This is a genomic window from Paraburkholderia sp. MM5477-R1 (genome assembly GCF_050436385.1).
In the GTDB taxonomy this organism is placed as follows: Bacteria; Pseudomonadota; Gammaproteobacteria; order Burkholderiales; family Burkholderiaceae; genus Paraburkholderia; species Paraburkholderia tuberum.
The window spans coordinates 1-13,960 of sequence record NZ_JBNDMC010000009.1; the positions used below are offsets into that span (position 1 = coordinate 1).

General features: G+C 64.2%; 15 protein-coding genes. 12 read left to right on the top strand and 3 right to left on the bottom strand.

All coding sequences use genetic code 11. The features are described from left to right. Positions 1 to 204: hypothetical protein (locus OKW35_RS42900; protein ID WP_429555258.1), on the top strand; the 204-nt coding region annotated here is incomplete at its 5' end. Between the two features lie 130 nt (positions 205 to 334). Here OKW35_RS42900 and OKW35_RS42905 read toward each other — a convergent pair. Further along, complete coding sequence (locus OKW35_RS42905; protein ID WP_429555259.1) at positions 335 to 1,111, bottom strand: enoyl-CoA hydratase; 777 nt, start codon at positions 1,109 to 1,111, stop codon at positions 335 to 337. 135 nt (positions 1,112 to 1,246) lie between these two features. Here OKW35_RS42905 and paaN point away from each other — a divergent pair, with 135 nt between their 5' ends. The 4 genes from paaN (at position 1,247) to paaK (ending at position 5,785) form a co-directional block, all read left to right on the top strand. Beyond that, a complete protein-coding gene (paaN, locus tag OKW35_RS42910) occupies positions 1,247 to 2,947 on the top strand; it encodes a phenylacetic acid degradation protein PaaN (protein ID WP_429555260.1) in 1,701 nt (566 codons plus the stop codon). Between the two features lie 166 nt (positions 2,948 to 3,113). Next, the gene (gene paaG / locus OKW35_RS42915) at positions 3,114 to 3,905 is read left to right on the top strand and encodes a 2-(1,2-epoxy-1,2-dihydrophenyl)acetyl-CoA isomerase PaaG (protein ID WP_429555261.1); all 792 of its coding nucleotides are present in this window, start codon (positions 3,114 to 3,116) and stop codon (positions 3,903 to 3,905) included. A gap of 1 nt (position 3,906) precedes the next feature. Then, a complete protein-coding gene (gene paaI, locus OKW35_RS42920; protein WP_429555262.1) occupies positions 3,907 to 4,368 on the top strand; it encodes a hydroxyphenylacetyl-CoA thioesterase PaaI in 462 nt (153 codons plus the stop codon). A gap of 112 nt (positions 4,369 to 4,480) precedes the next feature. Further along, positions 4,481 to 5,785, top strand: a complete 1,305-nt coding sequence (gene paaK / locus OKW35_RS42925; RefSeq protein WP_429555263.1) for a phenylacetate--CoA ligase PaaK — start codon at positions 4,481 to 4,483, stop codon at positions 5,783 to 5,785. A gap of 188 nt (positions 5,786 to 5,973) precedes the next feature. On the opposite strand, the gene mltA is transcribed toward paaK, so the two are convergent. Beyond that, positions 5,974 to 7,092: a murein transglycosylase A gene (gene mltA, locus OKW35_RS42930; protein ID WP_429555264.1), complete on the bottom strand. Its 1,119-nt coding sequence runs from the start codon at positions 7,090 to 7,092 to the stop codon at positions 5,974 to 5,976. Positions 7,093 to 7,120: 28 nt separating this feature from the next. Here mltA and OKW35_RS42935 point away from each other — a divergent pair, with 28 nt between their 5' ends. Further along, positions 7,121 to 7,282, top strand: a complete 162-nt coding sequence (locus tag OKW35_RS42935; protein ID WP_018420131.1) for a hypothetical protein — start codon at positions 7,121 to 7,123, stop codon at positions 7,280 to 7,282. Between the two features lie 144 nt (positions 7,283 to 7,426). Here the strand turns inward: OKW35_RS42935 and apaG are convergent, their stop codons facing one another. Next, the gene (gene apaG / locus OKW35_RS42940) at positions 7,427 to 7,801 is read right to left on the bottom strand and encodes a Co2+/Mg2+ efflux protein ApaG (protein ID WP_184009102.1); all 375 of its coding nucleotides are present in this window, start codon (positions 7,799 to 7,801) and stop codon (positions 7,427 to 7,429) included. A 328-nt stretch (positions 7,802 to 8,129) separates the two neighbouring features. Here apaG and rpe point away from each other — a divergent pair, with 328 nt between their 5' ends. From rpe to trpC, 6 genes are all read left to right on the top strand, one after another. Next, positions 8,130 to 8,813 (top strand): ribulose-phosphate 3-epimerase, encoded by a 684-nt coding sequence (rpe, locus tag OKW35_RS42945; RefSeq protein ID WP_018420129.1) that lies wholly within the window; start codon positions 8,130 to 8,132, stop codon positions 8,811 to 8,813. A 13-nt stretch (positions 8,814 to 8,826) separates the two neighbouring features. Then, positions 8,827 to 9,543, top strand: coding sequence for a phosphoglycolate phosphatase (locus OKW35_RS42950; RefSeq protein WP_429555265.1), 717 nt, complete (start codon positions 8,827 to 8,829; stop codon positions 9,541 to 9,543). A 376-nt stretch (positions 9,544 to 9,919) separates the two neighbouring features. Then, positions 9,920 to 11,413 (top strand): anthranilate synthase component I, encoded by a 1,494-nt coding sequence (gene trpE, locus OKW35_RS42955; protein ID WP_429408213.1) that lies wholly within the window; start codon positions 9,920 to 9,922, stop codon positions 11,411 to 11,413. Between the two features lie 13 nt (positions 11,414 to 11,426). Continuing rightward, positions 11,427 to 12,044 carry an aminodeoxychorismate/anthranilate synthase component II gene (locus OKW35_RS42960; protein WP_187614361.1) on the top strand — a complete coding sequence of 206 codons (618 nt, stop codon included), beginning with the start codon at positions 11,427 to 11,429 and terminating at the stop codon, positions 12,042 to 12,044. A gap of 19 nt (positions 12,045 to 12,063) precedes the next feature. Beyond that, on the top strand, positions 12,064 to 13,095 hold the full coding sequence (gene trpD, locus OKW35_RS42965; RefSeq protein ID WP_429555266.1) for an anthranilate phosphoribosyltransferase: 1,032 nt from the start codon (positions 12,064 to 12,066) through the stop codon (positions 13,093 to 13,095). Between the two features lie 18 nt (positions 13,096 to 13,113). Then, positions 13,114 to 13,899, top strand: coding sequence for an indole-3-glycerol phosphate synthase TrpC (trpC, locus tag OKW35_RS42970; RefSeq protein ID WP_090802017.1), 786 nt, complete (start codon positions 13,114 to 13,116; stop codon positions 13,897 to 13,899). Positions 13,900 to 13,960 lie beyond the last annotated feature (61 nt).

Below are 13,960 nucleotides of genomic sequence, written 5' to 3' on the forward strand. Positions count from 1 at the left end.
ACTCCGGAGAATCCGCCGCCGCATTCCGCATCAAGCGCCCACACTTATCGACTGTTAGTTTTTAAAGATCGGTCCGCCAAACCCGCCGCGCCTGAACCACCACTACCCGGCACTGCTTCGTTTGCGTCGCTGCGTCTGCAGCAGAGAAGCGAGATTATGGAGAACTTCCGTCGGATCGTCAACAGGTTTTTATCACTCGCCTAACCTGCCCACGCCGCTGAAGCCCACGCCATCAAAGGCTTCCCGCTTCTCCGCACCCCGGCGTCCGGAGCACGAAAGTGCGGAATTCTAGTCGCCGACATCGGGACTTGCAAGCGATATTTTGACAAGCGTATTAACGGTGCTTGAAAACCGGTTTGCGCTTCTCCACGAACGCGGCCATGCCCTCTTTCTGGTCTTCGGTGGCGAAGAGCGAATGGAACAGGCGGCGCTCGAAATGCACGCCCTCCGCGAGCGTCGTTTCAAAGGCTCGGTTGACCGCCTCCTTGACCATCAGCACCGCCGGCAGCGGGAATTCCGCAATGGTGGCGGCCGCGCCGACCGCTTCGTCAAGCAGCGATGCCTCCGGGATCACGCGCGAAACCAGTCCGGCGCGCTCCGCTTCGGCGGCATCCATGAAACGGGCGGTTAAACAGAGGTCCATCGCCTTCGCTTTTGACACCGCCCGCGGCAAGCGCTGCGTGCCGCCCGCGCCCGGCATGATCCCGAGCTTGATTTCCGGTTGACCGAACTTCGCCGTGTCGGCGGCGAAAATGATGTCGCACATCATCGCCAGTTCGCAGCCGCCGCCGAGCGCGAAGCCCGCCACCGCGGCGATGATCGGCTTACGGATCGAGCGAACCGTTTCCCAATTGCGCGTGATGTAGTCGCCCTTGTAGACATCCATATAGGAGTACGACGCCATCATCCCGATGTCCGCACCCGCCGCAAACGCTTTCTCGCTGCCCGTCACGACGATTGCGCCAATCGACTCGTCGCCGTCGAACTCGCGCAACGCTGCGCCTAGTTCGTCCATCAGCGCGTCGTTCAGTGCATTCAGAGCCTTCGGACGGTTGAGCGTAATCAGTCCGACCCGTCCCCGCGTCTCAACCAGAATGTTTTCGTAAGCCATGCCGCCTCCATAAGGGTTAATCGCACGCGAAAAACGCTTCGCGCATCGTCCGTAGTGATGCTACCATTTCCCAACCAACCGGTCGGTCAATTATTCGACAGGTATTTCCCCAACGTATAGCCGAGCCTCTTTGCCATGACACATCCGCTATTCACCAAGCACGAAGACACGCTGCACAAAGCGCTCGCCGCGCTCGAAACGCGCGGCTACTGGAGCCCGTTCGTCGAGATGCCCAGTCCGAAAGTGTACGGGGAAACAGCCAACGCGGACGGCGAAGCCGCGTTCAAGGCGCTTCTAGACAAAACGTTCGACCTGGACCAACCGTCGACGGGAGAGACCGTCGGCGCAGAGGTTTCGCCGTTCGGCTTCCAGCTCGGCGTGCGTTACCCGAAAGCCGACCCGAGCGCGCTCATCGCCGCATCTGCCTCGGCGCAACGCGATTGGCGCGCCGCCGGCCCGCAGGCATGGATCGGCGTGAGCCTCGAAATCCTCGCGCGCCTGAATCGCGCCAGCTTCGAGCTCGGCTACAGCGTGATGCACACGACCGGTCAGGCGTTCATGATGGCCTTCCAGGCAGGGGGCCCACACGCGCAGGATCGCGCGCTCGAAGCGGTCGCGTATGCCTGGGATCAGCTGCGCCGTATTCCCGCCGACGCGCACTGGGAAAAGCCGCAAGGCAAAAACCCGCCGCTCGCGATGCACAAGCGCTACACCGTCGTGCCGCGCGGCATCGGCCTCGTGCTCGGCTGCTGCACATTCCCGACGTGGAACGGCTATCCGGGCCTGTTCGCCGATCTGGCCACCGGCAACACGGTGATCGTCAAGCCGCATCCGGGCGCGATCCTGCCGCTCGCGCTGACCGTGCGCATCGCGCGTGACGTGTTGCGCGAAGCGGGCTTCGATCCGAACGTCGTCACGCTGCTGGCCACCGCCCCGAACGACGGCGCCCTCGTCCAGCAACTGGCCCAGCGCCCCGAGATCAAACTGATCGACTTCACGGGCAGCACCCAGAACGGCACCTGGCTCGAGCGCAACGCGCACCAGGCGCAGGTCTACACCGAAAAAGCTGGCGTCAATCAGATCGTCATCGACTCGGTCGACGACATCAAGGCGGCCGCGCGCAACATCGCGTTCTCGCTGGCGCTCTACTCAGGCCAGATGTGCACCGCGCCGCAAAATATCTACGTACCGCGAGACGGCATTCGCACCGCGGAAGGCACGCTCAGCTTTGACGATGTCTCCCAGGCGCTAGCCGGCGCGGTGCAAAAGCTCGTCGCCGATCCGGCCCGCGCCGTCGAACTGCTCGGCGCGATCCAGAACGAAGGCGTCGTGCAGCGCATCGACGAAGCGGCCGGGCTCGGCCGCGTTCTCGTCGCGAGCCAGACGCTCGACCATCCGTCCTTTCCGGGCGCTCGCGTGCGCACACCGCTCGTATTGCAACTCAACGCCTCGACCGACCGCGCCCAGTTCACGAGAGAATGGTTCGGGCCGATCTCGTTCGTCATCGCGACGGACTCGACCGCGCAGTCACTCGACCTCGCTGGCGACATTGCTGCCGAGCACGGCGCGCTAACGCTGGCGGTCTACAGCACGGACGACGCCGTGCTCGACGCCGCGCACGAAGCGTCGATTCGCGGCGGCGTCGCACTGTCGATCAACCTGACCGGTGGCGTGTTCGTCAACCAGTCCGCGGCTTTTTCGGACTTTCACGGCACCGGCGCCAACCCGGCCGCGAATGCCGCGCTTGCCGATGCCGCTTTCGTCGCCAACCGCTTCCGTGTCGTTCAAAGCCGCGTTCATGTTGAACCGAAAGCGGCGCCCGCGGTAGCTGGCTGAACGGCATAAGAAGGCTTCAGCGCAACGCACGACTTCGTCCTATGCCGTTCGGCGGATGGACCGAGTCGTGCGCTCTGACTAACATCAGACATCGGATCGGCATCACGCGCCGACGCTAGTCGAGCGACCGTGCCCATCGGCCAAAGAGAGTTTGAGGAGACACCCCATGTCATATGAAGCGATCCGGCTGGACATCGACTCATCGAGCCACGTCGCCACCATCACGCTGAACCGCCCGGACAAGCTCAACAGCTTCACGCGCGCGATGCATCAGGAACTCGGCGCGGCACTCGACCAGGTCGAAAAGTCCGGCGCCCGTGCGCTCGTGCTCACCGGCGCGGGACGCGGCTTCTGCGCCGGCCAGGATCTCGCCGACCTCGATTTCACGCCCGGCGCGATGACCGACCTCGGCGCCGTGATCGATGAATACTTCAATCCGTTGATCCGCCGTCTGCAAGCGCTACCGTTTCCGGTGATCGCCGCGGTCAACGGCACGGCGGCCGGCGCGGGCGCCAATCTCGCGTTGGCCTGCGACCTGGTGCTCGCAGCTCGCTCCGCGAGTTTCATCCAGGCGTTCGTGAAGATCGGCCTCGTGCCGGATTCGGGCGGGACGTGGTTCCTGCCGCAACGCGTTGGCATGGCACGCGCGCTCGGCCTCGCGATCACCGGCGACAAGCTCAGCGCCGACACAGCCGAAAGCTGGGGCTTGATCTGGCAAGCGCTCGACGACGCCGAACTGGCTCCGGCCGCGGCAAAACTCGCGGCCCAGCTTGCCCAGCAACCGACGCGCGCGATCGCCGCGATCAAGCAGGCGATGCGTGCCGGCACGACGCAATCGCTCGACCAGCAGCTCGATCTCGAGCGTGATCTGCAGCGCCAACTAGGCGCCTCGCACGATTACGCGGAAGGCGTGCAGGCATTTATCGAAAAGCGCGCGCCGCGCTTCGAGGGGCGTTGAGATGTCCACGCAAACCACCCGCCCCGACCAGATGACTGCCGACGAACTCGCCCGCGCGACAGCCGCCGCGATGTACGAAAACGACGCCTGCAGTCGCGCGCTCGGGCTCGAGATTCTCGACGTGCGCCCCGGCTATGCGCGGCTGCGCATGGCGGTGCGCGACGACTTCCTGAACGGCCACCAGATCTGCCACGGCGGCCTGATCTTCACGCTCGCCGATTCGACCTTCGCGTTCGCCTGCAACACCTACAACATCAATACGGTTGCCGCCGGCTGCTCGATCGAATACCTCCGGCCGGTCTACGGCGGAGACGTGCTGAGCGCCGAAGCGGTCGAGCAGACATCGAGCGGGCGCACTGGCATCTACGATATTCGCGTCACGAATCGCGCCGGCGAGACCGTCGCGATGTTTCGCGGCAAGTCGGCGCAAATCAGGGGCAACCTGATTCCCACCGGCGACTGACATTGAGCGGCGGCAAGCCAGAGCCGCCCTCGCGGACGACTGTCTGCGTGGCTCTCTGACGCCAACGCGTTACATATCAAACTCAGATACTGAGGCAGCAAGGAGACATTCGATGAGCACCGCTCTTCCGCTCGATCCGATCGAGACCGCCAGCCGCGACGAGCTCGCCGCGCTCCAACTTGAACGGCTCAAATGGTCACTCACCCATGCGTATGAAAATTCGCCGGTGTACCGGCGCAAGTTCGACGAAGCCGGTGTTCATCCGGGCGATGTCAACTCGCTCGCGGACCTCGCGCGCTTACCGTTCACGACGAAGAAGGATTTGCGCGACAACTATCCGTTCGGCATGTTCGCGGTGCCGCAGGAGCAGATTTCGCGAATCCATGCATCGTCTGGGACGACCGGCAAGCCGACCGTCGTCGGCTATACGGCGCGCGACATCGACACGTGGGCGAATCTCGTCGCCCGTTCGATACGCGCCGCCGGCGCGAAGCGCGGCGACAAGGTGCACGTGAGCTACGGCTACGGCCTCTTCACGGGCGGCCTCGGCGCGCATTACGGCGCCGAGCGCGCGGGGCTCACCGTGATTCCGTTCGGCGGTGGTCAGACCGAAAAGCAGGTGCAGCTGATCCAGGACTTCCGGCCGGACATCATCATGGTGACACCGAGCTACATGCTGTCGATCGCCGACGAACTCGAGCGCCAGGGTATCGACCCGGCTAGCTGCTCATTGCGCATCGGCATCTTCGGTGCTGAGCCGTGGACCAACGAAATGCGCGAGGCGATCGAAAAACGCATGGGCATCGACGCGGTCGACATCTACGGTCTCTCCGAAGTGATGGGCCCGGGCGTCGCCTCGGAGTGCATCGAGACCAAAGACGGCCCGACGATCTGGGAAGACCATTTCTATCCCGAGATCATCGACCCCGAAACGGGCGAGGTGCTGCCCGATGGCAAACTCGGCGAACTCGTGTTCACGTCGCTGACGAAAGAAGCGCTGCCGATCATCCGCTACCGCACACGCGATCTCACGCGCCTGCTGCCGGGCAGCGCCCGCACGATGCGGCGTATGGAAAAAATCACGGGCCGCTCGGACGACATGATGATCGTCCGTGGCGTCAATGTGTTCCCGACGCAGATCGAAGAGTTGCTGCTCAAGCAGCACGCGCTCGCGCCGCACTATCAGATCGTACTGACGAAGGAAGGGCCGCTCGACGTGTTGACGCTGAACGTCGAACCGTGCCCCGAAAGCGCGCCGGATACTTCCGCGCTAACCACCGCGAAAAACGCGCTGGCGTACGACATCAAGGCGCTGATTGGCGTAAGCGCGTTGGTGAACGTGCTGGCCGTGAATGGGATCGAGCGCTCGGTGGGCAAGGCGCGGCGGGTGGTCGACAAGCGCAGTTCGGGGCTCTAAGTCAGGCAACGGGCAGCGACGCGCAGCGTAAGAGCCCAACCAAAAACGGCGTCACGCACGGATCCTGATCCAAACGTGACGCCGATTGCCACGACTTCTATTAACGGCTTCGCGGCAGCCTCCAACCCGCCTCCCGAAAACCGCCGGAACTCAAACGGCAGTCACGCTTCCGCCTGCGCCCCACCGCCTCACGAATTCGGCAGCAGCAACCACATCCGGCCACCCTGCTTCATCTTGCCAGCCAGATCACCGGCATCGTCGCCGAGGCCCCAGAAGTAGTCGGCGCGCACGCCGCCTTTGATCGCGGTGCCCGTGTCCTGCGCGAACACGAGGCGGTTCATCGGCGAGTTCGTCAGCGGCCGTGTGGTCTGCAGGAACACCGGCGTGCCGAGCGGAATCGCGCTCGGGTCGACCGCAATCGAGCGCTCCGGCGTCAGCGGCACGCCAAGCGCGCCGATCGGACCGTCCGCGCCACCGCTCGGCATACTTTCGGCCGACGGCATCTCGCGAAAAAACACGAAGCGCGGATTGGTGTCGAGCAATCCATCGACGCGCGTCGGATTCGCGCGTGCCCATGCCTTGATGCCCTGCATCGTCGCCTGCGCGGGTGTGATCTCGCCATGATCGAGCAGCCAGCGCCCGATCGACTTGTACGGCTGATCGTTGGTACCGCCAAAGCCGACGCGCATCACACTGCCGTCTTCCATCACGATGCGCCCGGAGCCCTGCACCTGCAAAAAGAATGCTTCGATCGGATCGTCGACCCACACGAGTTCGTTGCCGCTGAGCGCGCCCGAGCGTTCGAGTTGGGCGCGCGCCGGCAACGGCGCCCCCGCGCGATAGCCGGCGGGCCAGCGGTACAGCGCGGTCTGATATACCCCATGCCGCGTGCGCGAGCCCCGCAGCAGTGGCTCGTAGTAACCGGTGACCAGACCGTCGAGCGTGCCGTCGCTATTCGCGAGCTGGAACGGCGTGAAGTAGGCTTCGAAGAAGGCGCGCGCGCCGGTGACGTCGAGATCGTCGATTTGCGCGGCGGCCGCGCATGCACGCGACCAGTTCGGCTGACGCGCGAGCCTCGTGCAGTTTTGCCGCAACGCGGCCGTCGCGCCGATCAGCGAGTCGTCCTGCCAGCCCGGCACCTGCCGCCACGCAACCGCGGTCAAGCGCGACGACGCGATCTGGCCGGGGATGATCGCCGCGCCGCTCGGCGGCGAAGGCCGGAGCGCGCCGCCGCCGCCGCAGGAGGCAAGCAACACCGCAACCGACAATGCACCGACCCACGCGCCGGCTCGGCGGACAAAACGCATACAATGTTCGTTCTTGATGGAAACCGCCATGTCTGATTTGTTCGACGAATACCCGATGCTCATCTTCGCGCTGGAATCGCTGCTTGCGCTGTTCCTGCTCGTCTTTATCGTTGTGTGGACGTCGGCTGGCAAGAAAAAAGCGCGACGTGCCAAGCCGGCGGAACGGTCCCAACAGCAAAAGCCGCAGTGACCTGGCCTGCGGGTTGCATGCAGAACCGCGCAACCCCTCGTGCATCAAGCGCTCGTCTGAGCGCTCATCCAACCGCCCACTCAACTGCCCGCTGTGCCGCGCGCCGATACGAACTCGTTAACGACCGCGCAACACCGCGCCGGTTCAATGCAACGTTCGCGGCATGCGCAACACGAACTCCGGCACCGGCGCCTCGAAGCGCTCACCATCCTCCGCCACGCAGAAGTAATCGCCGCGCATCGTGCCGACCGGCGTCGCGATCACTGCCCAACTCGTGTATTCGAAATGCTCGCCCGGCTTGAGCAGCGGCTGATGACCGACCACGCCCAGACCTTTGACTTCCTGGACGGTGTTTTCGCTGTCGGTGATGATCCAGTGACGCGCGATCAACTGTGCGGGCACCTGGCCGGTGTTACGGATGGTCAGCGTGTAGGCAAAGGCGTACTGGCGACGCTCCGGGTCCGATTCTTCGGGCAGGTAGTGCACCTGCGCCGAGACGCTGAATTCGTACTGGCTCATCCTGATTCCGATCTGATCAAACGGGCTGTGAAAAATCGTGGAAGGCCCGAACGCCAATGGTCTGCGGGTGCAGCGGCGATGCGGCGCTCATGGAATGGCATTCTGCTTGATGCGGGGCATGGCCGCAACCGGATACGCCTTTCGGCCAGCAGTGTCTAAGACGTTGGGACACGGCTGCTTTGCCGCGCCCAGTCTCCATGTCGTTTTTGCGCCGGCACTTTGCGAAGTTTCATCGCGCGATTCCGCCACGCCAACCGCGGCCAGCACCCCGGTCTGCACGCGCAAAACCGGTAAAATGGCGCTTTCCCGCTTGCATCGGCCCCCTGTCATGACGCAATTTCGCATCGCCCCCAGCATTCTCTCCGCCGACTTCGCCCGCCTGGGCGAAGAAGTCCGCAACGTCGTCGCCGCCGGCGCCGACTGGATCCACTTCGACGTGATGGACAACCACTACGTGCCGAACCTGACCATCGGCCCGCTCGTATGCGAAGCGATCCGCCCGCACGTGGACGTGCCAATCGACGTGCACCTGATGGTGCGTCCCGTCGACCGCATCGTGCCGGACTTCGCGAAAGCCGGCGCGAACCTGATCAGCTTTCACCCGGAAGCGTCGGATCACATCGACCGCACGCTGTCGCTGATCCGCGACCACGGCTGCAAGGCCGGCCTCGTGTTCAATCCGGCGACGTCGCTGAACTATCTCGATCATGTGATGGACAAGGTCGACCTCGTGCTGATCATGTCGGTAAACCCGGGCTTCGGCGGCCAGTCGTTCATCCCCGAGGCGCTCAACAAGCTGCGCGAAGCGCGCAAACGCATCGACGCGTACACCGAGCGCACCGGCCGCGACATCCACCTCGAAGTGGACGGCGGCGTGAAGGTCGACAACATCGCGGAAATCGCGGCGGCCGGCGCGGACACGTTCGTGGCCGGCTCGGCGATCTTTGGCCAGCCCGATCACAAGGTCGTGATCGACAAGATGCGCGCCGCCCTCGCGACCGTCCAGCGTTAAAAACCAGCGCCTCATGACCACTTCGTATCCCGCCCCGACGTTTACCGGCCCGCGCCTCGAAGCCGCGATCATCGACCTCGACGGCACGATGATCGACACGGTCGACGACTTCACCGCCGGCCTGAACGGTATGCTCGCTCAGCTCGACGCGGAGGAAACGACGCGCGAGGAAGTGGTCGGCTATGTCGGCAAGGGTTCGGAGCATCTGATCCGCAGCGTGCTTGCGCCGCGCTTCGAAGCCGAGCACGCGCAAGAGCGCTTCGACGAAGCGCTCGCGATCTATCAGGCCGAGTACGCGAAGATCAACGGCGTGCACACGCGGCTTTATCCAGACGTCGAGGCCGGTCTGCGCGCGCTGCGCGACGCGGGCCTGAAGCTCGCCTGCGTGACCAACAAGCCGCACCGCTTCGCGCTCGAATTGCTGCAGCAGTACCGGCTTGCACCGTATTTCAGCGTCGTGCTCGGCGGCGACAGTCTCGCGAAAAAGAAACCGGACCCGCTTCCGATGCTGACCGCCGCCGCGCAACTCGGCGTCGAGCCGAGCGCCACGGTCGCGATCGGCGACTCGGAAAACGACGCGCTGGCGGGCCGCGCGGCCGGCATGGCGACGCTGACCGTGCCCTACGGGTACAACCACGGCCAAGCTATACAAACGATAAAATCCGATGGTATAGTTGCCTCGCTGCTCGACGCCGCCAGGGCGATCGCAGCGCATCAATCCACGACTTAACAGTCCTTCATCCTCATGTTTCTGAATAAAAAACGGAGTCTGATTAGCATCGACCGGGGAGCCTGGCCCTGGCGTCGCTGGTCGCGCTAACCTCGCCTGAGGTACGCTGAAGCTCGTCTTCGGCAACCGTTTTTTACTTCGCTGCGCTCACGCGCTTTTTCCATCGATCTGTTTTTGCGCAGCTGCATCGGCTAATTGAGCCTGCGCGTACCCGCAAGGTACCGTTGCTCACCCGCACCGCTCGCACGCGCCGATGGAAGACCCGCGCCGGTCGGTATCATTGTGTCGAGAACGTCGACCCACGCCCTGACCGGAGGCGCTTAGCCCCGCTTTGCCCGACGCTTGCTGCCGCCGGACCACCGTACAGGATCGGAACATGACCGAACTCGAATTCCAGTCCCTCGCCAACGAGGGTTTCAACCGCATCCCGCTGATCGCCGAAGCGCTCGCCGACCTCGAGACGCCGCTGTCGCTGTACCTGAAGCTCGCGCAGACCGAGCGCAACGGCGCGAACTCGTTCCTGCTGGAGTCGGTGGTCGGCGGCGAACGCTTCGGGCGTTATTCGTTCATCGGCCTGCCGGCGCGGACTCTCATGCGCACGCGCAACGGCGTGTCGGAAGTGGTCCGCGACGGCAAGGTCGTCGAGACGCACGACGGCGATCCGCTCGCGTTCATCCAGCAATTCCAGGCGCGCTTCAACGTCGCGCAACGCCCGGGGCTGCCGCGCTTCACCGGCGGTCTCGCCGGCTACTTCGGCTATGACGCGGTGCGCTACATCGAGAAGAAGCTCGCGCACAGCGCGCCGAAAGACGACCTCAATCTGCCCGACATCCAGCTGCTGCTGACCGAGGAAGTCGCGGTCATCGACAACCTCGCCGGCAAGCTCTATCTGGTGGTCTACGCCGACCCGACCCAGGCTGAGGCCTACACGAAAGCGAAGCACCGTCTGCGCGAACTGCGCCAGCGGCTGCGCGTCACCGTCGAGCCGCCCGTCGTGTCGGCCAGCGTACGCACCGAGATCTACCGCGAGTTCGCGAAAGACGATTACCTGGCGGCCGTGCGCAAGGCGAAGGAATACGTCGCCGCCGGCGAACTGATGCAGGTGCAGGTCGGCCAGCGCCTGATCAAGCCGTACCGCGACAATCCGCTGTCGCTGTATCGCGCGCTGCGCTCGCTGAATCCGTCGCCGTACATGTACTACTACAACTTCGGCGACTTCCACGTGGTCGGTGCGTCGCCGGAGATTCTGGTGCGCCAGGAAAAGCGCGGCGAGGACCGTATCGTCACGATCCGCCCGCTGGCCGGCACCCGTCCGCGCGGCAACACGCCCGAGCGCGATGCCGCGCTCGCTACCGAGCTGCTGAACGATCCGAAGGAAATCGCCGAGCATGTGATGCTGATCGACCTCGCGCGCAACGACGTCGGCCGCATCGCGCAGATCGGCTCGGTGGTCGTGACCGACAAGATGGTGATCGAGAAGTACTCGCACGTGCAGCACATCGTCAGCTCGGTCGAAGGCAAGCTCAAGAACGACATGACCAATTTCGACGTGCTGCGCGCCACCTTTCCGGCCGGCACGCTGTCGGGCGCGCCGAAGGTCCGCGCGATGGAGCTGATCGACGAGCTCGAGCCCGTCAAGCGCGGCCTGTACGGCGGGGCGGTCGGCTATCTGTCGTTCACCGGCGAGATGGATCTGGCCATCACGATCCGCACCGGCGTGATTGCGAACGGCAATCTGTATGTGCAGGCGGCCGCGGGCGTGGTCGCCGATTCGGTGCCCGAATCCGAATGGCAGGAGACCGAGAACAAGGCACGCGCGGTAATGCGCGCCGCCGAGCAGGTCCAGGACGGCCTCGATAGCGACTTCTGACCGGAGACACACCATGCTGCTCATGATCGACAACTACGACTCGTTCACCTACAACCTGGTGCAGTACTTCGGCGAACTCGGCGAAGACGTGCGCACCTATCGCAACGACGAAATCACGCTCGATGAAATCGCCAGGCTGAACCCCGAGCGCATCTGCCTGTCGCCGGGCCCAAGCAATCCGCAACACGCGGGCATCACGCTCGACGTGCTGCGCGAATTCGCCGGCAAGACGCCGATTCTCGGCGTGTGCCTCGGCCATCAGGCGATCGGCGAGGCGTTCGGCGGCCGCGTCGTGCGCGCGCAGACCATCATGCACGGCAAGGTCAGCACGATCGAAACCGACTGCAAGGGCGTATTCGAAGACCTGCCGAAGCATTTCACGGTGACGCGCTACCACTCGCTCGCGATCGAACGCGAATCGCTGCCCGACTGCCTCGAAGTATCGGCATGGACTGAAGACGGCGAAATCATGGGCGTGCGCCACAAGGAACTGGCCGTGGAAGGCGTGCAGTTCCACCCGGAATCGATCCTGTCCGAACACGGCCACGCGCTGCTCGAAAACTTCGTCAAGCAGTCAAAGCTCGCCGTCGCCGGCAAGGCCTCGAATCACGCGGCGTCCCGCAATGCCTGACACAAAGGGAGACGAGATCATGTCCATTACGCCCCAGGAAGCCTTGCAGCGGACCATCGAGCACCGCGAGATTTTTCACGACGAAATGCTGCACCTGATGCGCCTCATCATGCGCGGCGAACTCTCGCCCGTGATGTCGGCGGCGATCATCACCGGTCTGCGCGTCAAGAAAGAGACCATCGGCGAAATCACCGCGGCCGCCACGGTGATGCGTGAATTTGCCCGGCACGTCGACGTCCAGGACAACTCGAACTTCGTCGATATCGTCGGCACCGGCGGCGACGGCGCGCACACGTTCAACATTTCCACCGCGACGATGTTCGTGTCGGCCGCGGCGGGCGCGAAGGTCGCAAAGCACGGCAATCGCGGCGTATCGAGCAAGTCGGGCAGCGCGGACGTGCTCGAAGCGCTCGGCGTCAACATCGATCTGCAGCCGGAGCAGGTCGCGGCATCGATTGCGGAAACGGGCATGGGCTTCATGTTCGCGCCGAACCATCATCCGGCGATGAAAAACGTCGCGCCGGTACGCCGGGAACTCGGCATCCGCACGATCTTCAATATCCTCGGGCCGCTCACCAATCCGGCCGGCGCGCCGAATCAGCTGATGGGCGTGTTTCACCCCGACCTCGTCGGCATTCAGGTGCGCGTGATGCAGCGCCTCGGTGCCAAACACGTGCTCGTCGTGTACGGGATGGACGGCATGGACGAAGTGTCGCTCGGCGGCGCCACGCTGGTCGGCGAGTTGCGCGACGGCGAGATCCGCGAGTACGAGATCCATCCGGAAGACTTCGGCATGCAGATGGTGTCGAACCGCACGCTCAAAGTCGCCGACGCGGGCGAGTCGAAGGTCATGCTGCTCGACGCGCTTAGCAACAAGCTCGGCGTCGCGCGGGAAATCGTCACGCTGAACGCCGGCACGGCACTCTATTCGGCGAACGTCGCGGCCACGATCGCGGACGGCATCGAGCTCGCGCGCGAAGCGATCGCGAGCGGCAAGGCACGCGCGAAGGTCGACGAACTGGTGCGCTTCACCCAGCAATTCAAGCAGTAATCACGTAGCGAGACATTTATGAGCGACATCCTCGACCGCATCATCGCGGTCAAACGCGAAGAAGTCCGGGCGGCCGAGCAAAGCGTGCCGCTCGAAGAACTGCGGCTCGAAGCGTCGTCGCGCGATCTCCGCGACTTCGTCGGCGCATTGCGCGCCAAGCACACGGCGGGTCTCGCCGCGGTGATCTCCGAAGTGAAGAAGGCGAGCCCGTCGAAGGGCGTGCTGCGCGAGCACTTCGTGCCGGCCGACATCGCGCGTTCGTATGAGAAGCACGGCGCGGCGTGTCTGTCCGTGCTGACCGACGTGCAGTTCTTCCAGGGCAGCGTCGCCTATCTGCAGCAAGCGCGCGCCGCGTGCCAGTTGCCGGTGATACGCAAGGACTTCATCGTCGATCCGTATCAGGTTGTCGAAGCACGCGCGATGGGGGCCGACGCGATCCTGCTGATCGCCGCCGCGCTCGAAACCGCCGAGATGCAGGACCTCGAAGCGCTCGCGCACTCGCTGGGGCTCGCGGTGCTCGTCGAAGTGCACGACAGCGATGAACTCAAGGAAGCGCTGACGCTGAAGACGCCACTGATCGGCATCAACAACCGCAATCTGCGCACCTTCGAAACCTCGCTCGACACGACGCTCGGCATGCTCGACGCGATTCCCGACGATCGCATCGTCGTGACCGAATCGGGCATCCTGTCGCGCGACGACGTCGAGCGCATGCGCGCGCGGAATGTGCATACCTTCCTCGTCGGCGAAGCGTTCATGCGCGCGGACGAGCCGGGCGTGGAACTCGCGCGGATGTTTTTCTGAGCGTCGTATCGACGTATCCGCGTATCGGGCGCAGAGAAATCCACGCAACGAGGACACCCAG